Source organism: Streptococcus parasanguinis (assembly GCF_023109675.1).
GTDB classification, from domain to species: Bacteria; Bacillota; Bacilli; order Lactobacillales; family Streptococcaceae; genus Streptococcus; species Streptococcus parasanguinis_I.
In genome coordinates this window covers 17,084-42,614 of record NZ_JALDUR010000014.1, presented here as the reverse complement: position 1 = coordinate 42,614, position 25,531 = coordinate 17,084, and the positions used below count along the sequence as shown (strand labels likewise).

The 25,531-nt window shown below is 45.1% G+C and carries 22 protein-coding genes and 2 pseudogenes; 20 read left to right on the top strand and 4 right to left on the bottom strand.

From position 1 onward, the window contains the following. Positions 1-147: pseudogene (locus M1G14_RS09220) on the top strand (TIGR00341 family protein); the annotation flags it as partial. 537 nt (positions 148-684) lie between these two features. Here the strand turns inward: M1G14_RS09220 and rpmG are convergent. Beyond that, entirely contained in the window at positions 685-834 is a 150-nt protein-coding gene (gene rpmG / locus M1G14_RS09215; RefSeq protein ID WP_001265622.1) for a 50S ribosomal protein L33, read from the bottom strand. A gap of 15 nt (positions 835-849) precedes the next feature. Continuing rightward, on the bottom strand, positions 850-1,032 hold the full coding sequence (gene rpmF / locus M1G14_RS09210) for a 50S ribosomal protein L32 (RefSeq protein WP_003009516.1): 183 nt from the start codon (positions 1,030-1,032) through the stop codon (positions 850-852). A gap of 214 nt (positions 1,033-1,246) precedes the next feature. Between rpmF and ilvD the strand changes: the two genes are divergently transcribed. Together ilvD and M1G14_RS09200 are read left to right on the top strand one after the other, a co-directional pair. Beyond that, positions 1,247-2,950 (top strand): dihydroxy-acid dehydratase, encoded by a 1,704-nt coding sequence (ilvD, locus tag M1G14_RS09205; RefSeq protein ID WP_049523118.1) that lies wholly within the window; start codon positions 1,247-1,249, stop codon positions 2,948-2,950. 588 nt (positions 2,951-3,538) lie between these two features. Then, positions 3,539-4,813 (top strand): uracil-xanthine permease family protein, encoded by a 1,275-nt coding sequence (locus M1G14_RS09200; protein WP_049522925.1) that lies wholly within the window; start codon positions 3,539-3,541, stop codon positions 4,811-4,813. 162 nt (positions 4,814-4,975) lie between these two features. On the opposite strand, the gene M1G14_RS09195 is transcribed toward M1G14_RS09200, so the two are convergent. Next, positions 4,976-5,317: a metal-sulfur cluster assembly factor gene (locus M1G14_RS09195; protein ID WP_049522924.1), complete on the bottom strand. Its 342-nt coding sequence runs from the start codon at positions 5,315-5,317 to the stop codon at positions 4,976-4,978. Between the two features lie 170 nt (positions 5,318-5,487). Between M1G14_RS09195 and hisS the strand changes: the two genes are divergently transcribed. The 16 genes and pseudogenes from hisS (at position 5,488) to M1G14_RS09115 (ending at position 23,311) form a co-directional block, all read left to right on the top strand. Further along, positions 5,488-6,771: a histidine--tRNA ligase gene (gene hisS, locus M1G14_RS09190; RefSeq protein WP_003010893.1), complete on the top strand. Its 1,284-nt coding sequence runs from the start codon at positions 5,488-5,490 to the stop codon at positions 6,769-6,771. A 180-nt stretch (positions 6,772-6,951) separates the two neighbouring features. Next, positions 6,952-8,436 carry a threonine synthase gene (thrC, locus tag M1G14_RS09185; protein ID WP_049522923.1) on the top strand — a complete coding sequence of 495 codons (1,485 nt, stop codon included), beginning with the start codon at positions 6,952-6,954 and terminating at the stop codon, positions 8,434-8,436. A gap of 50 nt (positions 8,437-8,486) precedes the next feature. Further along, positions 8,487-9,764 carry an MATE family efflux transporter gene (locus M1G14_RS09180; protein WP_049475260.1) on the top strand — a complete coding sequence of 426 codons (1,278 nt, stop codon included), beginning with the start codon at positions 8,487-8,489 and terminating at the stop codon, positions 9,762-9,764. After that, the gene (locus tag M1G14_RS09175; RefSeq protein WP_049475261.1) at positions 9,761-10,390 is read left to right on the top strand and encodes an HAD-IA family hydrolase; all 630 of its coding nucleotides are present in this window, start codon (positions 9,761-9,763) and stop codon (positions 10,388-10,390) included. Before M1G14_RS09180 ends, M1G14_RS09175 begins: the two co-directional genes overlap by 4 nt. A gap of 268 nt (positions 10,391-10,658) precedes the next feature. Beyond that, a complete protein-coding gene (locus M1G14_RS09170; RefSeq protein ID WP_049522922.1) occupies positions 10,659-11,087 on the top strand; it encodes a MarR family winged helix-turn-helix transcriptional regulator in 429 nt (142 codons plus the stop codon). 15 nt (positions 11,088-11,102) lie between these two features. Next, on the top strand, positions 11,103-11,465 hold the full coding sequence (locus tag M1G14_RS09165; protein ID WP_023920162.1) for a DUF1304 domain-containing protein: 363 nt from the start codon (positions 11,103-11,105) through the stop codon (positions 11,463-11,465). A 574-nt stretch (positions 11,466-12,039) separates the two neighbouring features. Next, the gene (trpE, locus tag M1G14_RS09160) at positions 12,040-13,398 is read left to right on the top strand and encodes an anthranilate synthase component I (RefSeq protein ID WP_049522921.1); all 1,359 of its coding nucleotides are present in this window, start codon (positions 12,040-12,042) and stop codon (positions 13,396-13,398) included. After that, positions 13,395-13,955, top strand: a pseudogene (locus M1G14_RS09155) (aminodeoxychorismate/anthranilate synthase component II); the annotation flags it as partial. The gene trpE and the pseudogene M1G14_RS09155, both read left to right, overlap by 4 nt. Before the next feature lie 9 nt (positions 13,956-13,964). Beyond that, entirely contained in the window at positions 13,965-14,969 is a 1,005-nt protein-coding gene (gene trpD / locus M1G14_RS09150; protein ID WP_070845934.1) for an anthranilate phosphoribosyltransferase, read from the top strand. Continuing rightward, complete coding sequence (trpC, locus tag M1G14_RS09145; RefSeq protein ID WP_070845920.1) at positions 14,966-15,733, top strand: indole-3-glycerol phosphate synthase TrpC; 768 nt, start codon at positions 14,966-14,968, stop codon at positions 15,731-15,733. The genes trpD and trpC overlap by 4 nt, the downstream gene beginning before the upstream one ends. Continuing rightward, positions 15,720-16,307, top strand: a complete 588-nt coding sequence (locus tag M1G14_RS09140; RefSeq protein WP_070845922.1) for a phosphoribosylanthranilate isomerase — start codon at positions 15,720-15,722, stop codon at positions 16,305-16,307. The genes trpC and M1G14_RS09140 overlap by 14 nt, the downstream gene beginning before the upstream one ends. Continuing rightward, positions 16,297-17,502 (top strand): tryptophan synthase subunit beta, encoded by a 1,206-nt coding sequence (gene trpB / locus M1G14_RS09135; RefSeq protein WP_247926528.1) that lies wholly within the window; start codon positions 16,297-16,299, stop codon positions 17,500-17,502. Before M1G14_RS09140 ends, trpB begins: the two co-directional genes overlap by 11 nt. A 1-nt stretch (position 17,503) precedes the next feature. Further along, entirely contained in the window at positions 17,504-18,280 is a 777-nt protein-coding gene (gene trpA / locus M1G14_RS09130) for a tryptophan synthase subunit alpha (RefSeq protein WP_024055161.1), read from the top strand. A gap of 141 nt (positions 18,281-18,421) precedes the next feature. Further along, a complete protein-coding gene (locus tag M1G14_RS09125; protein WP_247926527.1) occupies positions 18,422-19,885 on the top strand; it encodes an alpha-L-fucosidase in 1,464 nt (487 codons plus the stop codon). 257 nt (positions 19,886-20,142) lie between these two features. Continuing rightward, complete coding sequence (gene polA, locus M1G14_RS09120) at positions 20,143-22,788, top strand: DNA polymerase I (RefSeq protein WP_247926526.1); 2,646 nt, start codon at positions 20,143-20,145, stop codon at positions 22,786-22,788. Between the two features lie 70 nt (positions 22,789-22,858). Then, positions 22,859-23,311 carry a CoA-binding protein gene (locus M1G14_RS09115; RefSeq protein WP_021154247.1) on the top strand — a complete coding sequence of 151 codons (453 nt, stop codon included), beginning with the start codon at positions 22,859-22,861 and terminating at the stop codon, positions 23,309-23,311. Positions 23,312-23,368: 57 nt separating this feature from the next. Here M1G14_RS09115 and M1G14_RS09110 read toward each other — a convergent pair whose 3' ends face one another. Then, entirely contained in the window at positions 23,369-24,238 is an 870-nt protein-coding gene (locus M1G14_RS09110; protein ID WP_023920182.1) for a DUF975 family protein, read from the bottom strand. A 150-nt stretch (positions 24,239-24,388) separates the two neighbouring features. Here M1G14_RS09110 and tgt point away from each other — a divergent pair, with 150 nt between their 5' ends. Then, the gene (tgt, locus tag M1G14_RS09105) at positions 24,389-25,531 is read left to right on the top strand and encodes a tRNA guanosine(34) transglycosylase Tgt (protein ID WP_021154249.1); all 1,143 of its coding nucleotides are present in this window, start codon (positions 24,389-24,391) and stop codon (positions 25,529-25,531) included.

Below are 25,531 nucleotides of genomic sequence, written 5' to 3'. Positions count from 1 at the left end.
GTGAATCAAGTTCAGAACTCGCCAACATTAGATAGTGAAGCGACCAAGGAATTTTATGAAAACATTGACAAGTATATTGATCAAAAACTCTCTGAAAAAGATTCACAAAACGATCTCGTAAAAGAAAATGAAGCAGACAAGGATTGAGGACAATGAACTGAATCGGTTTTTACGCCGTGTTTTTCTTGTATCTTCCTCTTTCTTACTTATAGCAGGTTGTTTTTGCTTGAATAAGAAATAAATTAGAAGTTCTATCATCTAAGAAAAATGATGAAAAAAATCATTTAACTAATGGTGTGAACGTTTAGTGTTTATCAGCTCCATTCTCTGTAATTTTGGGGGTAAAATCCACACCATTTAGATAAAATTAGTTGAATTTGATTGGAAAAACGCTTTTATAAAAGCGGAGAAAAGTCTTGATATTACGCTGTTTTTAGTCCAACTGAAATTCATACTTTCCAAACCAGGTCATACGATCTGTGAGAAAAAGAACACATAACAAAAAGAGGAGCTTCACAATAAAGTTCCTCTTCTTTTATATATCCGAATCATTATTCTTATTTCAAAAAAGGTAGTGAAAAAGGTAGTGATTCGGTTGATTTATATTGCAATGTAGTGAAATTTAGAATTTCAAGAATCGCTTAAAATCAAGGTTTCTAACATCTATTGACGTGTAGTGAACCCCTATTTCACCTCTGTAAACACAACGTGTTTGCGAAGTTTTGGTGAGTATTTCTTCAATTGAAGACGGTCTGGAGTGTTACGTTTGTTTTTAGAAGTAAGGTACAAGCGTTCACCAGATTCTTTGTGTTCAAGTGTAATATTTACGCGCATGGTATCTCCCTTCTATTATTCAGCTGATGCAGCTTTAGCGATCTTACGTCCTTTGTAGTATCCTTTAAGTGATACACGGTGTGAACGTGAGTAATCTCCAGTTGCTTCGTCAAAGTTTACAGATGGAGCTGTTACTTTGTAGTGCGTACGACGTTTGTTTTTCTTCGCTTTTGATGTGCGACGTGCAGGTACTGCCATTTCGTTTTTCTCCTTTTAAGATATAAATTCAATTAGGTTTGATTTTCATCAACTGTAACAGTATAACAAAACTTTTTTGTAAAGTAAAGTTACTTGACAAAAAAATTGAAATTTTTGAAAGAAACTTTTCTGTCGTCTGTCTCTTCAAAGACCTTGCCTATCTTTGTGCTCTCTTTTATGCTATAATGGTAAAAAATGAAACGAGAGGAATGACATGACAGAATTAGACAAACGCCATCGTAGTAGTGTCTACGATAGCATGGTAAAATCTCCCAACCGTGCCATGCTTCGCGCGACGGGAATGACCGATGAAAGTTTTGAGAAACCGATTGTTGGAGTGATTTCGACATGGGCGGAAAATACCCCTTGTAACATCCACCTTCACGATTTTGGAAAATTGGCCAAAGAAGGTGTGAAAGATGCAGGTGCTTGGCCGGTTCAATTTGGGACCATTACGGTTGCGGACGGGATTGCTATGGGGACTCCTGGTATGCGCTTCTCCCTAACATCTCGCGATATCATTGCGGATTCTATCGAAGCAGCTATGGGTGGTCACAACGTTGATGCTTTTGTAGCCATCGGGGGCTGTGATAAGAACATGCCTGGTTCGATGATTGCCATTGCCAATATGGATATCCCAGCGATCTTTGCTTATGGTGGGACTATTGCCCCAGGGAATCTTGATGGAAAAGATATCGACCTGGTTTCGGTTTTCGAAGGAATTGGGAAATGGAATCACGGTGATATGACGGCTGAAGAAGTGAAGCAACTGGAATGTAACGCCTGCCCTGGCCCTGGTGGCTGTGGTGGGATGTATACGGCCAACACCATGGCGACAGCGATCGAGGTCCTTGGGATGAGCTTGCCAGGTTCCTCTTCTCACCCTGCTGAATCAGCGGATAAGAGGGCCGATATCGAAGAAGCAGGTCGTGCTGTTGTCAAGATGCTGGAAATGGGACTCAAGCCATCTGACATCTTGACCCGTGAAGCCTTTGAAGATGCTATTACCGTGACCATGGCGCTAGGTGGTTCCACCAATGCCACTCTTCACTTGCTCGCGATTGCTCACGCAGCCAATGTGGACTTGACCCTTGAAGACTTCAATGATTTCCAAGAGCGCGTGCCTCACTTGGCAGACTTGAAACCTTCTGGTCAATACGTCTTCCAAGACCTTTACAATGTCGGTGGTGTGCCTGCCGTCATGAAATATCTTCTTAAGAATGGGTTCCTTCATGGAGATCGCATCACATGTACTGGTAAAACAGTAGCTGAGAACTTGGAAGCCTTCGCTGATTTGACACCGGGTCAAAAAGTCATCATGCCACTTGAAAATCCGAAACGTGCGGATGGTCCATTGATCATCTTGAAAGGGAACTTGGCTCCTGAAGGAGCAGTTGCCAAAGTATCAGGTGTGAAGGTCCGCAACATCACGGGCCCTGCTAAGGTCTTTGACTCCGAAGAAGCTGCCATTGAAGCCGTTCTTTCGGATGAAATTGTGGATGGCGACGTTGTCGTTGTTCGTTTCGTAGGTCCTAAGGGTGGTCCTGGTATGCCGGAAATGCTATCCTTGTCATCCATGATTGTTGGGAAAGGCCAAGGAGACAAGGTAGCCCTCTTGACAGACGGACGCTTCTCTGGTGGTACGTATGGTCTCGTTGTTGGTCACATTGCGCCTGAAGCTCAGGTTGGTGGCCCGATCGCCTACCTCCACACAGGAGATCTGGTAACGGTTGACCAAGATACCAAAGAAATCACCATGCACGTTTCAGACGAAGAGTTAGCGAAACGCAAGGCAGAAACAACCTTGCCGCCACTGTATAGCCGTGGGGTTCTGGGTAAATACGCCCACATCGTTTCTTCAGCATCACGTGGTGCCGTAACCGACTTCTGGAATATGGAACAGTCTGGTAAACAGTAATTACAAGGACGACTTTGTCCAAAGAGAGAGTGGGACAGAAATCGGTAATTCGTTAGAATTCGATTTCGTCGTCCCACCTCCGCACAGTTGAGTAGGGCTGTAAAAGCTGATGAAATCAGTGTAGTAGAGCCCACTCAACCACTGCGTCTTGCTCGACAATCCAAAAATAATTGAGAGGCTAGGACTTTTGTCCCAGCCTCTTTTTTGGCTCAAAGTCGCTATTTTTAACCCTGTCGCTGAAGCGTATGAATATTACTTTTTGGGAGATTTGAGTGTATTATCTGTCATTTTTCTTGTAAATCCGTCTATAATTTGCTATAATTGTGACTAATCGAATCAATCCTTTAATACTGTCCAGAGAGGCAGGCAAGGAGCTATGGAAATGAAAGGCCTGGGAAGACCAGCCTATATTTTGTGTATCTCCTTGTTGTGGGGGATTTTTTTGTATAGTTGAAAAGTGGTTTGATGAAAAAGAGAAATCGTCGATGATGGAGCATGAAGTACTCCTTTACGATTTGGTCATCGAAGGTAGACGTTTTTGTTCAGCCATAGCTTGTCGCATCTTAATTTTAGGAGGTTTTTACGATCGTGAATGACGTTAAATATGATGTGAATGATATGCCAAAACCTGGTTTATTGGTTGGTTTATCTTTCCAGCATTTGTTTGCCATGTTTGGGGCGACAGTGCTGGTGCCGATTTTGGTTGGGATTGATCCTGCCATTGCTTTGTTCTCATCTGGTTTGGGGACCTTGGCTCACTTAACCGTGACCAAGTATAAGATTCCTGCTTATATGGGGTCTAGTTTTGCTTATATTGCTGCTATGCAGATGCTGATGAAGTCAGATGGAATCGCAGCAGTTGCGCAAGGTGCTATGGCGGGTGGCTTGGTCTACTTGTTTGTAGCTCTGATTGTTAAGCATGCGGGTAAAGATTGGATTAATAAGGTCCTTCCACCAATCGTGGTTGGTCCCATTATCATGGTAATTGGTTTGAGTCTTGCGGCGAATGCAGTCACTGATGCGACAACCTTAAATAAAAGCTATAGTGGTTATGCTCTATTGATTTCGATGGTGACCCTCTTTGCGGTTATCCTCTTTAACATGTATGGCAAGAAGATTGTCGGTGTCGTCCCAATTTTACTTGGATTAATTGTGGGCTATATTTTCTCATTGGCTCTTGGTTTGATGACAGGACATAGTTTTGTTAATTTCTCAGAGGTAAGTGCGGCGCATTGGATTCAAGTTCCAAACTTTGACATTCCATTTGTAGATTATAGCTTTAAACTCTATCCAAGTGCGATTTTGACCATGGCTCCGATTGCCTTTGTGACCATGACGGAACATTTTGGTCACCTCATGGTTTTAAATAGTTTGACTGAGCGTGATTACTTCAAGGATCCAGGGCTTGATCATACGCTTACTGGTGATGGCTTGGCACAGATTATTGCTGGATTCTTTGGAGCTCCTCCAGTAACTTCTTATGGGGAAAACATTGGGGTTATGGCCCTTAGTAAGGTCTACTCAGTTTACGTTATTTCAGGCGCAGCAGTGATTGCGGTTGTCATGAGCTTTATTGGGAAGCTATCAGCACTCTTGCACTCTATTCCAACTCCTGTATTGGGAGGTTTGTCTATTGCCCTCTTTGGGGTTATCGCTGCTAGCGGTTTGAAAATTTTAGTTGAACATAAGATTGATTTTGATAATAAAAAGAATCTCTTGATTGCTAGTGTGATCTTGGTATCAGGGATCGGTGGTTTGATGATTGACCTTGGTGGTCTTCAAATTACAGGTGTGGCAACTTCAACGATTCTAGGAATCGTGTTGTACCAAATCCTTCCAGAACCAAAAGCTGACGAGGCTTAGTCCATTCTGGTAGTGAAAAAGTTTGAATGGATTTAAACATTATAAAAAACGAGGAACAAACTCTGATGGCAGAGCTGGTGTTCCTCGTTTTTTATTGTGGATCGGATTTCCGAAGATGCCTTCCTTCATTCGTTGAATGTATTTTTTAAAAGGTAATGCTTATTATCGTGGCGGAAGGCCAAGGGCGATGCGCCCGTATCGGCTGATTCGTGTAATTTTCCAAGCGGGTAACCAAGTTACTTCCACCTTGACATCTTCGATCCCCTCAATTTCTTTTAGGCGAGCGACGATTTCGATCGGAAGGCTCTCAGCACAGTTACAAGCCGTATCGGTGAAGGTCATGACCACCTTGCAAGTACCGGCTTCATCTAGATGGATCTCGTAGATCAGTCCTAGGTTATAGACATCTAACTCAACATCGGTATCAAATACAAGCTCCAATTTTTCGATTAACGACTTCTCTAGTGCGAGGGCGCGGTCATTGATTTTGATATCCTCTCTCATCGCAAGATCCTTTCAGTGTAGTATGGCTTCCATTTTCTCATAATTCGGCTGATAAGGCAAGAAGAGAAAGAGGTTTTGAACGTGTCGAACGAAGGAAATTCTGTCCAGTCTCCATTTCTCTTCGAATTTGTGGTAAAATAGAGGCAAAAGTAAGACAAAGGATGAAGGCTATGAAATTACAAAAACCAAAAGGGACCCAGGATATCCTTCCTGGTGATTCAGCGAAATGGCAATATGTAGAAGGCTTTGCACGCAAGGTCTTTGCGCGATACAATTATGATGAAATCCGCACACCGATCTTCGAACATTATGAAGTCATCAGCCGTTCAGTAGGGGATACGACGGATATCGTTACCAAAGAAATGTATGACTTCTATGACAAGGGAGACCGTCATATCACGCTTCGTCCAGAAGGAACAGCTCCTGTTGTCCGCTCCTATGTAGAAAATAAACTCTTTGCGCCTGAGGTACAAAAACCAAGTAAGTTCTATTACATAGGCCCAATGTTCCGCTATGAACGTCCTCAAGCAGGTCGTTTGCGTCAATTCCACCAAATTGGGGTAGAATGCTTTGGATCGAGCAATCCTGCAACGGATGTCGAAACCATTGCCATGGCAGCGCAATTCCTGAAAGAACTAGGAATTGACAATGTAACCTTGCACTTGAACACCTTGGGAAGCCCTGCTAGTCGTCAGGCTTATCGTCAAGCCTTGATTGATTACCTCTTGCCAATGAAGGATCAATTGTCTAAGGACAGCCAACGTCGCTTAGAAGAAAATCCGCTTCGTGTCTTGGATTCAAAAGAAAAAGAAGACAAGGCGGCGGTTGAACAGGCTCCTTCCATCCTAGACTATCTTGATGAAGAAAGCCAAGCGCATTTTGATGCGGTTCGTCGGATGTTAGAAGACTTGGGGGTAGCCTATGTCATCGATACCAATATGGTGCGTGGCTTGGATTACTACAACCACACGATTTTTGAGTTCATTACAGAAATTGAAGGCAATGAATTGACAGTCTGTGCAGGTGGTCGCTATGATGGGTTGGTTGAATACTTCGGTGGCCCTGCGACAGCTGGTTTTGGATTTGGTATCGGTGTGGAACGGATCCTTCTCGTTCTTGAAAAGAAAGGCATTGAATTACCGATCGAAACAGGCCTAGATGCCTACATCGCTGTCCTAGGAGATGAGGTCAATGAAGCAGCGCTTAGCTTGGTTCAAGCCCTTCGAATCCAAGGCTTCAAGGCAGAACGTGACTATCTTGGACGTAAGCTCAAGGCACAATTTAAGTCAGCAGATGTCTTTGCGGCCAAAGCCTTGATTACCTTAGGAAGCAGTGAGGTTGAAAGCGGTCAAGTCACTGTGAAAAACAACCAAACTCGTCAAGAAGTAACGGTAGCTCTTGAAAGCTTGAAGAAAGACTTCCCATCTGTTTTAGCAGAGTTGGGATTGGCTTGATCGAACGGGAAAGACAAGGATAGACAAGATTTATCTGGGAGTAGGGGCAAAATGGTTGCTCCTGCTCTCTTTTATCTTGATTCTGTTTGCCGACCTTTGCCAAGATTTGGCGAAAAGCCGTTAAATTTTCTGACATTTATGATATAATGAGAAGACTACTAGTAAAGGAATGAAACAGTCATGACATTAGTTTATCAATCAACACGAGATGAAAAAAATACTGTAACAGCTAGTCAAGCCATTCTTCAAGGATTGGCGACAGATGGCGGTTTGTTTACTCCAGTCTCTTATCCTCAAGTAGAGCTGGATTTTGATACCCTCAAAGATGCTTCTTACCAAGAAGTGGCCAAGCTTGTTTTGTCAGCCTTTTTGGACGACTTTACAGCAGAAGAGTTAGACTACTGTATTTCTCATGCTTATGACAGCAAGTTTGATACCCCAGCTATTGCTCCGCTTGTCAAACTCGATGGACAATACAACTTGGAGCTCTTCCACGGTTCCACCATTGCCTTTAAAGATATGGCTTTGTCGATCTTGCCTTACTTTATGACAACAGCAGCTAAAAAGCACGGTCTGGAAAACAAGATTGTCATCTTGACAGCGACTTCTGGAGATACTGGAAAAGCTGCTATGGCAGGTTTTGCTAATGTTCCAGGGACAGAGATCATTGTCTTTTATCCAAAAGACGGTGTCAGCAAGGTGCAAGAATTGCAAATGACGACTCAAACGGGGGACAATACCCATGTCATCGCGATCGATGGAAACTTTGACGATGCCCAAACCAATGTCAAACACATGTTCAATGATGTGGCGCTTCGTGAAAAATTAGCAGCCAACAAGATGCAATTCTCATCAGCTAACTCTATGAACATTGGCCGTTTGGTGCCTCAGGTTGTCTATTACGTATACGCCTATGCGCAATTGGTGAAGACAGGCCAAATCACAGCGGGAGAAAAAGTCAACTTTACCGTGCCAACAGGAAACTTTGGAAATATCTTGGCAGCTTTCTATGCCAAACAAATCGGTCTTCCAGTTGGGAAATTGATCTGTGCCTCAAACGAGAACAATGTTTTGACAGACTTCTTCAAAACACGTGTCTATGATAAGAAACGCAGCTTCAAAGTAACCACTAGTCCATCGATGGATATCTTAGTCTCTTCAAACTTGGAACGTTTGATCTTCCACTTGGTAGGCAATGATGCCACAAAGACCAAAGAGTTGATGGAAAGCCTCGTTGCAACAGGTCAATACCAATTGTCCAACTTTGATGCAGATATCTTAGATTTGTTTGCGGCTGCATACGCAGATGAAGCAGAAACTGCTGCAGAGATCAAGCGGGTCTATGAAGCATCTGATTACATCGAAGACCCTCATACAGCTGTAGCATCAGCCGTTTATCAAAAATACCGGACCCAAACAGGGGATGCTGCTAAAACAGTCATTGCCTCTACAGCAAGTCCTTATAAATTCCCAGTTGTGGCAGTAGAAGCAGTGACGGGCGAGACAGGTCTAGGCGATTTCGAAGCCTTGGCCAAATTGCACACCCTCTCAGGTGTTCCTGTGCCACCGGCTGTAGACGGTCTTGAAACTGCGCCGGTTCGCCATCGTACAAGCGTAGCTGCTAAAGACATGCAAGCAGCCGTAGAAGACTACTTGGGACTGTAATTCTCCCTATTAGAAAGATCAAAAGAGCCGTTTGGCTCTTTTATATACTCATGAATTCATACAAAAAAATCTTAAACATTGCCCTTCCTGCCATGGGTGAAAATTTCTTACAAATGCTGATGGGTATGGTGGACTCTTATTTAGTGGCTCACCTGGGCTTGATTGCCATTTCAGGTGTTTCCGTCGCAGGAAACATCATCACCATCTATCAAGCCATCTTTTTGGCACTGGGTGCGGCAGTTGCCAGTGTCATGTCCAAAAGCTTGGGCGAAAAAAATCAAGAAAACATTGCCTACCATGCGACAGAGTCACTGAAGGTGACCTTGTTGTTGAGTGCTCTCTTAGGAGGGGCTTCGCTGTTATTTGGACGCCAGATGATTTCGCTGTTGGGGACTGAAGCTGCAGTAGCCGAAAGTGGGGGGATTTACCTTTCCTTGGTTGGCGGGACCATAGTTCTCTTAGGATTGATGACGACCTTGGGCTCCTTGGTTCGGGTGGCCAACAATCCACGTATTCCTATGTATGTGAGCCTGTTGACCAATCTATTAAACGCTCTGTTCTCCTCTGTAGCCATTTTCCTTTTTGGTTGGGGCATTGTTGGTGCTGCTTTGGGGACAGTGCTAGCCCGTCTGGTGGGCGTCATCCTCTTGTGGCAAAAGGTCCAGCTACCCTTTGCCCCCCTTCGTTGGGGATTGGATCGTAAGCTCTTGAACTTAGCACTTCCAGCAGCCGGAGAGCGGCTGATGATGCGGGCTGGAGATGTGGTAATCATTGCGATCGTGGTTGCTTTTGGGACCGAGGCAGTCGCAGGAAATGCCATCGGAGAGACCTTGACCCAGTTCAACTACATGCCTGTATTTGGAGTGGCCACAGCGACGGTCATGCTCGTAGCACGGAGCCTTGGTGAAGGTGATCTTGAGCAGATTGCCCGCCTTCGAAAGCAGTCTTACTGGTTGTCCTTTGTATTAATGTTACCCATTGCCTTAGGAATCTTTTTTGGGGGCACCCTTCTGACCTATCTCTACACACAAGATGTGAAAGCGGTAGAAGCTAGCCTGTCGGTTGTCCTCTTTTCTTTGTTGGGAACGCCGTTTACAGCAGGAACGGTCATCTATACGGCTGTTTGGCAAGGCTTGGGAAATGGGAAGCTTCCATTTTATGCAACGACGATTGGCATGTGGGTCATTCGAATTGGAGCCGGTTATCTGCTTGGAGTAACTCTTGGTTTTGGCCTTCCAGGGGTCTGGACGGGGACCTTGCTAGACAATGGTTTCCGTTGGCTATTTTTGAGTCAGCTTTATAGACGAAAAGTAGGAGAGAGAAAATGACAAAACGAGCTTTTATTTGGGATCTGGATGGGACCTTGCTGGATTCCTATGATGCTATTTTAGCAGGTCTTGAGGAGACCTATGCAACTTATCAGCTTCCCTTTGACCGAGCCAGCATTAAAGACTACATCTTGAAGCATTCGGTTCAAGATCTTTTAGTAGCTGTGGCGGAGGAGTATCATCTGGATGTGACCGACTTGAATCATCGCCGAGCTGAAAGTCTAGCAGAGAAAAATGCCCAGGTCCTTCTGATGGATGGGGCGCGTGATGTCCTATCCTGGGCACAAGAAGCTGGAATTGAGCAGTTTGTCTATACCCATAAGGGAGAGAACGCCTTTGTCATCCTGCGGGACTTGGGTTTGGAATCTTTTTTTACAGAGATTTTGACCAGTCAAAGTGGTTTTGCTCGCAAGCCTGACCCAGAAGCTGCCAGGTATCTGATGGAGAAGTACGGGGTGGAGCCAGAAAATACCTACTATATTGGGGATCGGAGCCTGGATATTGACTTTGCAAGAAATAGCCAGATTCAGAGTATCAATTTTTTGACGTCTGACTATCAAGGCAATCATCAGATGAACACCTTACTAGATATTCCAGGTATTTTAAACGCTGAAAAGAATCTGTAAAGAATTTGTTTTCATTTTGAAATAAAGTCGTAAGCTTTCTTTAAGAAATGTCCGCTATAATAGAACCATAAACAAAGACCTCCTAACTTTGTTTAGAAAAATCCTAAAACTTTTCTTTTTCATAATAATCTCCCTAAGAGTCGCCCAATCAGGCGGCTTTTTTTGTGCGAAAGAATAGTGCAAGCTCTTTTTCTTGCCAGGATAGAAGAAAAAGTTTATAATTGACTTATCAATTATTGATTTATCAAAAATAATACGGAGAAGGAATATGGCAGAAATAAATGATTTGCTCTACCAACTACGTTTGGCAGATCAATCAACTACGCAACTTTTTGAAAAGCGCCTAGGGATTAGCTTAACGCGTTACCAAATCTTGCAGGATTTGTTAGAACAAGCGCCTTGCAATCAGATCGCGGTTCAGGAGCGCTTGCGGATTGATCCAGCTGCTTTAACGCGGCATTTCAAAATTTTAGAAAAGGAAGGATTTGTCCATCGGAGTCGAAATCCAAAGAATCAGCGGGAAATCTTAATTCATTTGACGGATACGGCCTATAATCGTTTGGTCAAACATCCCCCTCGCCATCATGTGGCGGTGAAAGAACAGATGAGTCGGATTTTGACTGCTCAAGAACAAGAGCAATTTTCTTACCTGCTGGACAAATTAGTATCTGGCATTGAACAAATAACAGTCGAATAAAAAGGAGAATCTACGATGTCATTACTGACGATTATTTTAGCAAGTCTTGCTGCACTGGAGCATTTATATATTTTTTATTTGGAGAGCATCAGAACTACATCTGATACCACAAGTCGGGTTTTCAACATGGATAAAGAAGAACTCGCTCGCCCATCTGTGACCTCTTTATTTAAGAATCAAGGGATATACAATGCCTTGATTGGTGTGTTTCTCTTGTATGGATTGTTTGTCTCTAAAAATAGTGAAGTTGTTACAATTTTTGTGCTCTTTATTATTGGAGCTGCGGCCTACGGTGCGATGACAGCCAATAAAAAGATTATCTTGACCCAAGGTGGTCCTGCAATTTTAGCTTTATTGAGTATCCTATTTTTGGGATAAAAAGGACGGGCCACTAGGGCTCTTTGAGCTGATTTTATTAAATAAGTGTAGAAAAAAGTATAAAAAAAGACTAAAAATTTTATTGACTTTCTAAGAAAAAGGGTTATAATGGTAGCAACAGAAAAGTAATGAGTCAGCTATTTTCAGGGAGCTTGTGGGAATTGTGAACAAGCAATAGCGACTGATGAAAATTGGACTGTTATGATCAATGAATTCTAACCCATGTGAATTCGGTTGGCACCCCTTACCGTGCAACTCCTTGATAGAGGAGATAGAGATGTAGGGAAAGACCAGCTATTTTTCCCTATAAAAGAGGTGGCACCGCGGACACTACGCCCTCACACAGTTTTTGTGTGAGGGCTTTTCTATGTGCCTTAGCAAGCGAAGCGAGCTTAGGCACATTGATCCCAAAGCGCAAACAGAGCGATGAGATAACCTTAATAGTCTTAGCAAGCAAAGCGAGCTTAGGCACATTGATCCCAAAGCGCAAATAGAGCGTGGGATATCCTTGCTCGCCTTAGCAAGCGACGTTACGATTCATTAGAAAAAGAGTTCTAGAAGAGAGGTTTCTGATATGAAAAAAGTTTTATCTGCTGATGTGTTGAGTCCAATTTTGGCTTATATGCGTTTGGATGCGCCCCATAAAATGATCTTGGAGTCGATCCCTCGTGAAAAAGAGAATGCGCGTTTTTCAATTGTAGCCTATCGGCCTGTCAGTGAAGTCAAGTTTGAACATGGCGTCCTCTATTACAATGATCAAATTGTTGAAGAGGATCCTTTGGACTTTTTGAACCGCATCACGGTCAAAACGAAAACTTCTGAAGAGCTTCCTTTTAACGGTGGGGCGATTGGATTTGTCGGCTATGACTTGATTGGCCTCTATGAGAACATTGGTTCCATTCCTGAAGATACGATCGGAACACCAGATCTTCACTTTTTCTTATATGAAAGCTATGTGATTTTTGATCACAAAAAGGAAAAGGTCTATGTGGTGGAAGAGAACCTCTATAGTGGACGGAGTGAAGCAGAGCAAGCATCGAGCTTGGAGCAAGTATTAGTACAATTGGCAAGACCTGCAAAAGAAGAGTTTCAGGACAAGGATCTGCATGCGCTTCATTTCCACAATCATTTGGAGCAAAAAGAGTTTGAGGAAATGGTGGCCCTAGCGCGGGACTATATTCGAAAAGGAGACATGTTTCAATGCGTGCTCAGTCAACGTTTTTCAGCTGATTTTTCGGGGAAACCATTGGATTATTACCGCAATTTGCGCGTGACCAACCCTTCGAATTATCTCTACTTTTATGATTTTGGGGAGTACCAAATTATCGGTGCTAGTCCAGAGAGTCTGGTGTCGGTCAAGGATCGAGTGGTGACAACCAATCCTATTGCTGGCACGCGTCCAAGAGGGATCGATGAAGAGGCTGATCGGCAATTGGCAACTGATTTGGCAGGGGATCCAAAAGAAGTCGCAGAACACCGGATGTTGGTGGATCTAGGGCGAAATGATATTGGTCGTATTGCTCAAAATGGGTCAGTTGAAGTGACCAAATATATGGAAGTGGAATTCTTCCGTTATGTCATGCACCTGACCAGTGTGGTCAAGGGGCAATTACTTCCTGGACTAGCTTCCATTGAGGCTCTGAAGGCAACCCTTCCAGCGGGGACCGTTTCGGGGGCTCCCAAGATTCGAGCCATGAAGCGAATCTATGAGGCAGAAAAAGAAAAACGAGGCGTCTATGCGGGGGCTATTGGCTATCTCTCTGTGACGGGGGATCTCGATTTTGCTATTGCGATTCGAACCATGATCCTCAAAAATAAGAAGGCTTATGTGCAGGCAGGAGCAGGAATCGTTTATGATTCGATCGCTGAAAATGAATACCAAGAAACCGTCAATAAGGCAAAATCAATGACAAGGATTGGAGAAGAAGGATGATTTTATTAGTAGATAATTACGATTCATTTACCTACAATTTAGCACAGTATATCGGAAAATTTGATGAGGTCCAGGTGCTTCGAAATGATGATCCGGATTTGTACCAAGTTGCCCAAGAAGCAGATGCCTTGGTCTTTTCTCCAGGTCCAGGTTGGCCAAAGGATGCGGGCAAGATGGAGGAGATGATCCGAGATTTCGCAGGGATCAAACCAATCTTGGGGATTTGCTTGGGGCATCAAGCGATTGCGGAAGTTTTTGGAGGGCGCTTGGGATTGGCACCACAGGTCATGCATGGCAAACAAAGCCAGATCCAGCTAGAAGCTCCCTCTCCGCTATACGCGGGTGTTGCAAAAGAGGTCCCAGTCATGCGTTACCATTCGCTGACGATTGAAGACATGCCAGAGGATTTTGTCATTACCTCTCGAACGACGGATGATCAAGCGATTATGGGAATTCAACACCGTAGCTTACCGATTTATGGTTTTCAATACCATCCAGAAAGTATCGGGACGCCAGATGGGCTCAAGACCATCGAAAATTTTGTCAAACTAGTCAAGGAGCGGAAGATGAAACAAGTGCTTGCAAAAGTAGCGGAAGGAATGGATCTAACTAGTGCAGAGTTAGAAGCAACCATGGAGGAAGTCGTTGCTGGTCGTGCTTCAGAAGCACAGGTGACGGCCCTTCTTCTAGGTCTCAAAATGAAGGGAGAAACGGTTGAAGAGCGGACGGCTATTGCAAAAGTGATGCAGGCCTATGCAGTCGCTATTCCTACAGAAGTTCAAGGAGCAATGGACAATTGTGGAACAGGGGGCGATCGTTCGTATAGTTTCAATATTTCAACAACAGCTGCCTTCGTCCTTGCTGGTGGTGGCATCAAGATGGCGAAACACGGCAATCGTTCGATTTCTTCTAAATCTGGTTCTGCGGATGTATTAGAAGCTCTAGGGATTAACCTTGATTTGGGTCCAGAAGACTTGGGACGAGTGTTTGAAAAGGCGGGCATTGTCTTTCTGTTCGCCAAAAATCTGCACCCTGGCATGCGCTATATTATGCCCGCTCGCTTGGCGCTAGGGGTTCCAACGGTGATGAACTTAACCGGTCCTCTTATCAATCCGATTCCTCTAGAAACCCAGCTATTGGGAACCAGTCGTCCAGATATGCTGGAAAGTACGGCGGAGATTCTAAAGAATTTGGGTCGGAAACGCGCAGTGGTGGTGAGTGGTCCACAAGGTTTAGACGAGGCAGGCCTTGATGGGGCAACCCAGCTCGCTATTCTGGAAAATGGACAGGTTACCTTATCCAGCTTTCAACCAGAAGATATCGAAATGGAGCGCATCGAAATTGATCAAGTACGAGGTGGAGACGCCAAACGCAATGCGGAAATTTTGCTCAGTGTCTTGAAGAATGAAGCGAGTCCCTTCTTAGAGGTGACGGTCTTAAATGCAGGCCTTGGTTTTTATGCCAACGGCAAGGTAGATTCTATCAAGGAGGGAATTGCCTTGGCACGTGAAGTGATTGCCAGTGGGGCTGCCCTTGAGAAATTGAGATTATTACAGGAGTATCAAAAATGAGTCAAGAATTCTTGCCAAAGATTCTAAAGGAAAAGGCGCGTGAAGTGGCTGCGATGAAAGAAGAGAAACTCCAACCTTTGCGCGAGACCTACCGCCTGTATGATTACCTAAAGAGTCATCCAGAAAAGCTTCAGATCATCGCAGAGGTGAAAAAGGCTAGCCCGAGTCTGGGAGATATTCATGTCGATGTGGATATCGTCGCGCAGGCTAAGATTTACGAAGAAAATGGGGCCGTGATGATTTCTGTCTTGACTGATGAAGTGTTTTTCAAGGGCAGTATCGAGTATCTCCGCGAAATATCTAGTCAGGTGCGTATCCCCACCCTCAACAAAGATTTCATTGTGGATGAAAAGCAAATAATTCGGGCGCGAAATGCAGGGGCAACCGTGATCTTGTTGATTGTTGCAGCCTTATCAGAGACTCGTCTGAAAGAGCTCTATGAGTTTGCGACCCATCTTGGCCTGGAGGTCTTGGTGGAGACCCATAATCTGACAGAACTAGAGGTCGCTCACCGGATTGGGGCTCAGATCATCGGGGTCAATAATCGCAACTTGGTGACCTTTGAGACAGACCTCCATACTAGCCTTGAATTGGCGACAAGCTTTGAACAAGAACCGGTTTACATCTCTGAGTCTGCTATTTTCACAGCAGCAGACGCTCGCATGCTGGCTCCTTATTTTAATGGCATTCTCGTTGGGACAGCCCTCATGAAGGCAGACAATGTGGCTGAAAAAGTAAAGGAGTTGCAGATTGACAAAGGTTAAAATTTGCGGACTGTCCACTCCAGAAGCTGTCCAGACAGCTGTTGAAGCTGGTGCGGACTACATTGGTTTTGTCTTTGCACCAAGCAAACGGCAAGTAACACTGGAGCAAGCCCGGCAGTTGGCTACAGGGATTCCAGAGGGGGTTCAAAAAGTCGGTGTTTTTGTATCGCCACAAAGAGAAGAAGTGGAGCAAGCTTGCCAAGTTGTGGGCTTGGACCTGATACAAGTGCATGGGCCGATGGATGAAACCATCTTGCAAGACCTTCCCCAACAAACGATTCGCGCTGTTCAAGTGGGGAAAGATGCAGCTCTTCCTGAGACCAGTGCCGATTATCTGCTCTTTGATGCTCCTGTAGCAGGAAGTGGACAGACCTTTGACTGGCAAAAGCTCGAAAGTCAAAACTTTACAAAGCCCTTCTTTATTGCAGGAGGCTTGACGGAAGACAATGTAGCAGATGCCATTCGCTTCTTTCATCCTTATGCGGTGGATGTATCCAGTGGGGTCGAGACAAATGGAATAAAAGATCAAGAAAAGATAAAACGATTTATAGAAAGGGTCAAGCATGGCATATAAACAACCAGATCAAAACGGATTTTACGGGCGGTTCGGGGGACGATTTGTCCCTGAAACCTTGATGACAGCAGTTTTAGAATTAGAAGAAGCCTACAGAGAAAGTCAAGCAGATCCTTCTTTTCAAGCAGAATTGGATCAGCTTCTGAAACAATATGTCGGTCGGGAAACACCGCTCTATTATGCTAAGAATCTAACCAAGTATGTCGGTGGAGCCAAGATCTTTCTTAAAAGAGAAGATCTCAACCACACAGGAGCTCATAAAATTAATAATGCCCTAGGACAGGTTTTGCTGGCACACCGAATGGGTAAAAAGAAGATCATCGCAGAAACAGGGGCTGGACAGCACGGTGTTGCAACGGCAACGGCCGCTGCTTTATTTGATATGGAATGCACCATCTACATGGGGGAAGAAGATGTCAGACGCCAAGCCCTTAATGTCTTTCGGATGGAGTTGTTGGGGGCAAAGGTTCAATCGGTAACAGATGGGTCGCGTGTCCTCAAGGATGCAGTCAATGCTGCCCTTAGAGGCTGGGTAGCAAATGTGGAGGATACCCACTATATCATGGGTTCTGCTCTAGGACCTCACCCATTCCCAGAGATTGTCCGTGATTTTCAAAGTGTCATCGGTCGAGAAGCTAAACGCCAATTTGCAGAGCAAAATGACGGTGCGCTACCAGATGCAGTCTTAGCCTGTGTAGGAGGCGGATCGAACGCTATTGGGCTCTTTTATCCTTTTGTTGAAGATACATCTGTTGCCATGTATGGGGCAGAAGCTGCTGGCCTTGGAGTGGATACAGACCAGCATGCAGCAACCTTGACCAAGGGGCGTCCGGGAGTCCTTCACGGCGCCTTGATGGATGTGTTACAGGATGCTCATGGACAGATTTTAGAAGCCTTCTCGATTTCAGCAGGTCTCGATTACCCAGGAATTGGGCCAGAGCATTCTTATTTCCATGAGATCAAGCGGGCAACCTATGTGCCTGTGACAGACCAAGAAGCCCTAGAAGCCTTTCAGTTGCTTTCAAAAGTAGAAGGAATCATTCCGGCTCTAGAATCTAGCCATGCTATCGCCTATGCGGTGAAATTGGCCAAGGAAATGGGGCCTGAAAAATCCATGATCGTCTGCTTATCAGGTCGTGGGGATAAAGATGTGGTACAAGTCAAAGACCGCCTAGAACAAGAGAGAGGAGAGTAAGATGGGAAAGACCTTAACAGAGCATTTACAAAAGCTGAAAGACCAACAGCAAGGGATCTTTGTTCCGTATATCATGGCAGGAGATCATGAAAAAGGCTTAGCAGGTTTGCAGGAAACCATCCAATTTTTGGAAGAGCTTGGTGTCTCAGCTATTGAGGTTGGCATTCCTTTTTCGGATCCGGTGGCAGATGGCCCTGTGATTGAAGAGGCAGGACTACGAAGTTTAGGCCATGGGACGACGACAGAGGGTCTGGTGCAAACGATCCAGCGCTTAGAGACAGCTGTTCCTTTGGTCATCATGACCTATTTCAACCCCTTGTTCCAATATGGGCTTGAAAACTTCTTTAGAGATGTAGAAGGAACAGCGGTCAAAGGAGTGATTATTCCCGATCTTCCTCATGAGCATGCGGATCTGGTAGAGCCTCTATTAGCGGATAAAGATATCGCCTTGGTACCGCTAGTGAGCTTAACCACAGGAATCGAGCGCCAGAAGAAATTGATCCAAGATGCAGAAGGATTTATCTATGCCGTTGCTGTCAATGGGGTGACGGGGAAAGCTGGGAGCTATCGAGACGATTTGGATCACCACTTGGCCCAATTACACGAAATAGCGTCCATTCCTGTTTTAACAGGTTTTGGAGTTTCCAGCATGGAGGATATTCACCGTTTCAACAAGGTCTCAGATGGCGTTATTGTGGGATCTAAAATCGTTAAGGCTCTCCACCAAGGGGAGACAGACGCCGTCGCTCATTTTATTTCTCAAGCAGTGAAGGGCTAGCAGGTCTATTCTATTTGTAATTGGCTCGATTCTCCTAGATCAAGCTCTTTGTCTACTATTTTAAACATTCCCCTCGTTTGTCTTTACAAACAAGGGTTTCTCGATACAATAGAGATAGTAACAAGAAAAGAGGAGAAGAGAATGATAAGCCTTGAAGAGATTGATCAAGTCGTCCAGTCAGGCCCTTTTGACCCAAGCTGGGACTCTCTTAGCCATCAAGTCTGTCCAGACTGGTATCGGGATGCTAAATTTGGAATATTTATCCACTGGGGCGTCTACAGTGTACCTGCCTTCGGTTCGGAGTGGTATTCACGAAATATGTATATTCAAGGGAATCCTTGCTATGACTATCATCGAGAGCATTTTGGAGACCAGGCTAGCTTGGGCTACAAGGATCTCATTCCTCTCTTTACAGCAGATCAATTTGATCCGGCATCTTGGCTGGACCTCTTTCAAAAAGCAGGCGCTCAGTATCTTTTCCCAGTTGCGGAGCACCACGATGGTTTTCAGATGTATGCCTCTACTCTCTCGCCTTATAATAGCTTAGAAATGGGGCCAAGACGAGATGTTTTAGGAGAACTGAGGGCGGAAGCAGAAAAACGTGGTCTACACTTCTGTACATCTTCTCACCGGGCAGAGCACCAGTTTTTCTTTTCACATGGCAAGGAGTTTGCTAGTGATATTCTGCAAGAAGTCCCAAGAGACAGCCTCTATTGGCCAGCAGAGCCAGAACCGAAGGATCATTTTGATCTCACCTCCAAGCCTTATCCCAGCAAAGAATTCTTGGAAGACTGGCTCTTGCGAACCTGTGAACTAGTGCGGGACTACCAACCAGAGCTCCTATATTTTGACTGGTGGATCCAGCATGAGAGTTTCCGTCCCTACTTGATGCGCTTTTTGGCTTACTATTACAATCTAGCAGCACAAGAGGATCGCAAGGTGGCTGTTTGTTACAAACAGGATGCCCTCCCTTTTGGTTCAGGAATCGTTGAGATGGAGCGGGGAGGCTACGGAGAGACGCAAGCTTTTCCGTGGCAAATGGATACTGCAATTGCCCGTAATTCTTGGTGCTATACCCAGGATCTAGCCTACAAGACCAGTAAGGAATTGTTGCAAAATCTAGTTGATGTTGTGGCCAAAAATGGCAACCTTCTGCTCAATATTGGACCCAAGGCAGATGGCACCATCCCTGAGCAAGATCAAGACATCCTTACAGAGATCGGGGACTGGCTGGCGGTAAACGGAGAAGCCATTTATCAGAGCCGGCCTTGGCGGGTGTCATCGGACGGACCGACCGAGGCCCAGGAAGGTTCCTTCTCAGATGGGAAAGCGCCACTCTATACCAACCAAGATTTCCGCTATACTACGCGTGAAGGCCTGCTTTATGCTATCCAGCTGGAACCAAGTGGACGGACAGAAGAGCTGACCTTGCCGTCTCTCGCCTATGATCTCAAGCAACCGAGAATCCTTCATGCGCGTATTCGGCAGATAGAGCTCCTTGGAGAAAGTCAGCTTCTTTCTTGGAGTCAAGATGAGGCAGGCCTCCATCTTCAATTACCAGCTTGCAGCAAAAAACAACCGCGTGTTTTGCGTCTCAGTTTTTAGTTTTCTTGAAGCTTTCTATAAGGAATGGTTTAGGTTTCTCGTGTATACTGTACTCATCCAATAAGAAATGAGGTACAGAAAATGAAAATCTCAGTCAATTATCCAAAACGCTTTAAGAAATTGCCACAACAAGGGTCTTGTTACGGCGAATAAACGCTTCTCTTCATTTTTCATAAGGAACTCCTAAAGAAGGCTCTACCCGAAAGGGTAGAGTTTTTATGTACCAGAGACCTTGTGATTCGTGGTATAATAGGCCTATGGAAAAAAAGAATAAATTGCTACTCATCGACGGGTCTTCCGTCGCATTTCGTGCCTTTTTCGCACTTTATCATCAAATTGATCGCTTCAAAAATGCCAATGGTCTGCATACCAATGCGGTCTATGGCTTTAATCTCATGTTGAGCCATCTGTTGGAGCGCATTCAACCAACCCATGTTCTCGTCGCCTTTGATGCAGGAAAGACTACTTTTCGGACGGAGATGTATGCTGACTACAAAGGGGGGCGGGCAAAAACACCGGATGAGTTCCGTGAGCAGTTCCCTTTCATTCGCGAGCAATTAGACCATCTAGGAATTCGCCACTATGAGCTAGCTCAATATGAAGCAGATGATATTATTGGAACGCTGGACAAGTTGGCAGAATCAACTTCTGTTCCTTTTGATGTGACTATTGTCTCAGGGGACAAGGACTTGATTCAGCTAACGGATGACAACACGGTGGTTGAAATCTCAAAAAAAGGAGTGGCAGAGTTTGAAGAATTCACTCCAGCCTATTTGAAAGAAAAGATGGGACTGACACCGGAGCAATTTATCGATCTCAAGGCCTTGATGGGAGATAAGTCGGATAATATCCCAGGTGTCACTAAGATTGGAGAAAAGACCGGAATCAAACTGCTCCTAGAGTACGGCTCTCTCGATGGTATTTACGAGCATATCGACGAGATGAAGGCTTCTAAGATGAAGGAAAACCTCATCAACGACAAGGAGCAGGCCTATCTGTCTAAGACTCTTGCGACCATTGATACTAATGCACCCATTGAGATTGGCCTGGACGATATCACCTATACGGGCCCTCATCTAGAAAATCTCGCCAAGTTTTATGAGGAGATGGGCTTCAAGCAACTCCGTCAGGCCTTGGATCTCAGTGGAGAAGAAGCAGCTCCTGTAGCTATTGACTATACAGAAGTTGAGCAAGTCACTTCAGATATGCTCACGGAAGATACTTTCTTCCATTTTGAGATTTTTGGGGACAATTACCATACGGAACCCATCATCGGTTTCGCATGGGGGACCAAAGGTCAGCTCTACGCGAGTACAGATACTGGTCTTTTACAAACACCGATTTTCAAAGAATTTCTCGAAAAAACGCCCTTCAAGGTCTATGACTTCAAGCGGGCCAAGGTTTTGCTCAGCCACTTGGGCATTTCCCTTCAAAATCCAGCTTTTGACAGTCGATTGGCCAAGTATCTCTTGTCGACCGTAGAGGACAATGAAATTTCAACCATTGCGAGTCTCTATAGTCAGATTGCGCTGCCGCTGGACGAAGTCGTTTATGGCAAGGGAGCCAAAAAAGCTATCCCAGAAAAGACGGTCCTATTAGAGCATTTGGCACGGAAAGTCGCTGTTCTACTGGATACCGAAGAGCCCATGATGGAGCAGTTGCAAGCCCATGACCAACTAGATTTGCTCTATGATATGGAGCAACCACTAGCAGCTGTTTTGGCCAAGATGGAAATCGCGGGGATCAAGGTAGAGCGCCAGACCCTCCAAGATATGCAGGTGGAAAACGAAGTGGTCTTGGAGCGTTTGACTCAAGAAATCTACGAGCTTGCTGGAGAGGAATTTAACATAAATTCTCCAAAACAATTGGGGGTCATCCTCTTTGAAAAATTGGAACTCCCTCTTGAATATACCAAGAAGACCAAAACCGGCTATTCAACAGCCGTTGATGTCTTGGAACGCCTGGCTCCAATTGCACCGATTGTGTCTAAGATTCTTGAATACCGCCAAATTGCCAAGATTCAGTCGACCTATGTTATTGGTCTTCAAGACTGGATTTTGGAAGATGGGAAAATCCATACCCGCTATGTGCAAGATTTAACGCAGACAGGCCGCTTGTCCAGTGTGGATCCCAACCTGCAAAACATTCCTGTCCGTTTGGAACAAGGTCGTCTCATTCGTAAAGCCTTTGTCCCAGAAGAGGAAAACAGTGTCTTGCTCAGTTCGGACTATTCACAGATCGAATTGCGCGTCTTGGCCCATATTTCGGGAGATGAGCATTTGATTGACGCCTTTCAGCATGGGGCAGATATCCATACATCGACCGCTATGCGCGTCTTCAATATTGAAAAACCAGAAGATGTGACGCCGAACGACCGTCGCAATGCAAAAGCAGTAAACTTCGGTGTGGTTTATGGAATTTCCGACTTTGGCCTGTCTAACAACCTAGGGATCAGTCGAAAAGAAGCCAAGGCCTACATTGAGACCTATTTCGAACGCTACCCTGGCATCAAGGACTATATGGAGAGAGTGGTACGGGAAGCGCGTGACAAAGGCTATGTGGAGACTCTCTTCAAGCGTCGTCGGGAGATTCCAGATATCAATTCTCGCAACTTCAATGTTCGAGGCTTTGCGGAGCGGACGGCTATCAACTCACCCATCCAAGGATCGGCAGCAGACATCTTGAAAATTGCTATGATCCACTTAGACCAAGCGCTAGAAAGAGGAGCATACAAGACCAAGATGCTTCTTCAGGTGCACGATGAAATCGTTCTGCAGGTACCAAGTGATGAACTGGCAGCGATCAAAGAACTCGTCAAAGAGACCATGGAATCCGCTATCGAACTTGTGGTACCACTGGAAGCCGATGAAAATGAAGGCAAAACATGGTATGAAGCCAAATAAAATGGACGTCATACAAGCACGTCCAGTACCATATAAATTCTTAAGACAAGAAACACAAAAGGAGATTCTTATGGCTTATTCATTTCGCAATCCTAGTGATGGCATTATCAAACATTACCTAGAAACGAGCAAGATCATCGCTGTAGTTGGATTATCTGATCGTGAAGATACGACCAGTCATCGTGTCAGCAAGGAGATGCAAGAACGGGGCTATCGGATTATTCCCGTTAATCCTCGTGCAGCTGGTGGCCAGATCCTTGGAGAAACGGTGTACGCTAGCTTACAGGAGATCCCATTCCCAGTAGATATCGTTGATGTATATCGTCGCAGTGAGTTTTTACCAGATGTGGCACGTGATTTTATTGAGACGGATGCGAAAATTTTCTGGGCACAATTGGAGCTGGAAAATCAAGAAGCAGAAGAAATCCTTCGTGGAGCTGGACGGGAAGATATCGTCATGAACCGCTGTATCAAACGGGAACATACCAGACTGATCTTAGGAGACTCCCTATACGGTTTATAAATGATAAACAATTGACATAGAAGAAAACCCCAGCAAGCTGGGGTTTTCTTCTTACTCTTATTCAGTTTCATGGCTTGGATGGCCTGTAAAATGGCGAGGCCCTTGTTTAATCTGCTTGATTTGATCATAAAAGGCAATTTGGCAGTTGATAAAGTAAGGCATGGTATAAAAGCCGATGACATCGCGCGTGAAGTAATTCAAGAAGTACCAACCAACCAAGGTTAGATCGAGCACCAAGCGATTGCTGCGGAACCCTTTCATGGTTTCACGACTTTGGCGAAGGACTCCAAAGGCTCCCTTGTAGTCGCCGTCTCGTAATTGCTCATAGAGGATCAATTCGACCAGGCTAAGACTGTAGTATTGTGGCAGGTAAAAGAGGAGGCCAATCAGGCCAAGTATGACACCAGCAGTCATCAGAGGCATTTGTTGCATGAGAGATTGGAATTCAGGACTGGAAGCACTCAGAGTGCTAGGGTTGCCCACCTTATCGTAGATCGCCAAAAATCGAATGCTAGCGTAGGTGCTGATGAGACTCCCCACATAGAGGATGAGTCCCCATAAAAAGAGGACGGCTTGCTTCAAGATCAAGGTGGCAAATACAGAGGTAAAGCGATCTTGTTTAAAGATATCTAACACACGTGTTCGGTGTTCGATCTTGGGATTAATCGTATCTAAATAGCTAAAAGTCGCACCGACCACTAAAATGGAGATGACAAAGGAGACGACAGAAGGAAAGAGTTGCCGCTGGATCATGTAGATACTTGCTTGCTGCAAGGTCATATCCGGTAGTAGATCGACCAGATCTTGCCCACTTAAGAGGAAGTTAGCAAGAATGGTCAACAGGACCGGAAGAGCAAAAAGGATAGCTAAGCCCGGTTGCTGGACTTGCATGGTACGTGCCCGGAGGCGAATCAGTTTAAGGTTCATAGATGACACTCTCTTCATAGTAGTACTTTTTATTATAACATAAGTCCGTGACAGAGCCGGTAAAATTTGGTACAATCGTACAGGTGCTCACAGGAAAACTGTGACAGGAATAAGAAGGCTGGGACTGTTTTTCCCAGTACGGAGGTAACCATGACAGATTCACCGATTCAATATCGATTAATCAAAAAAGAAAAGCATACAGGTGCTCGTCTGGGAGAAATTATCACCCCTCACGGGACCTTCCCAACCCCAATGTTTATGCCTGTAGGGACTCAGGCAACCGTTAAGACCCAATCGCCAGAAGAGCTCAAGGAAATGGGCTCCGGAATTATTTTGGCCAACACCTACCATCTCTGGCTTCGTCCCGGGGATGATCTAGTTGCAAAAGCAGGAGGATTGCACCAGTTCATGAACTGGGACCAGCCCATTTTGACAGATAGTGGAGGCTTTCAGGTCTATTCATTAGCGGATACCCGCAATATTACTGAAGAAGGGGTAACCTTTAAAAACCACCTCAACGGCTCGAAGATGTTCCTCTCTCCAGAAAAGGCCATCTCCATCCAAAACAATCTAGGGAGCGACATCATGATGTCCTTTGATGAATGCCCTCAGTTCTATCAGCCCTATGATTATGTGAAAAAATCAATCGAACGGACCAGTCGTTGGGCAGAACGTGGCCTAAAGGCTCACCGTCGCCCTCATGATCAAGGTCTTTTCGGGATTGTCCAAGGGGCTGGATTTGAAGACTTACGCCGTCAGTCTGCTCAAGATTTGGTCGGCATGGACTTTCCAGGTTATTCTATCGGTGGCTTAGCTGTTGGGGAAAGCCATGAAGAGATGAATGCGGTACTAGATTTCACAACTCCGCTCTTACCAGAGAACAAGCCACGCTATCTCATGGGAGTAGGAGCTCCAGACAGTCTGATTGATGGCGTTATTCGTGGAGTGGACATGTTTGACTGTGTCTTGCCGACGCGGATTGCGCGAAATGGTACCTGTATGACCAGCCAAGGACGCCTAGTGGTGAAAAATGCGCAATTTGCAGAAGACTTTACACCGCTAGATCCCGAATGTGATTGCTACACTTGTAAGAATTACACCCGTGCTTATCTTCGCCACCTCCTCAAGGCAGATGAGACCTTCGGCATTCGCTTGACAAGCTACCACAACCTCTATTTCTTGATCAACCTCATGAAGCAGGTCCGTCAAGCCATCATGGATGACAATCTCTTAGAATTCCGTGAGCATTTCGTCGAAAAATATGGCTATAACAAATCAGGACGGAATTTCTAG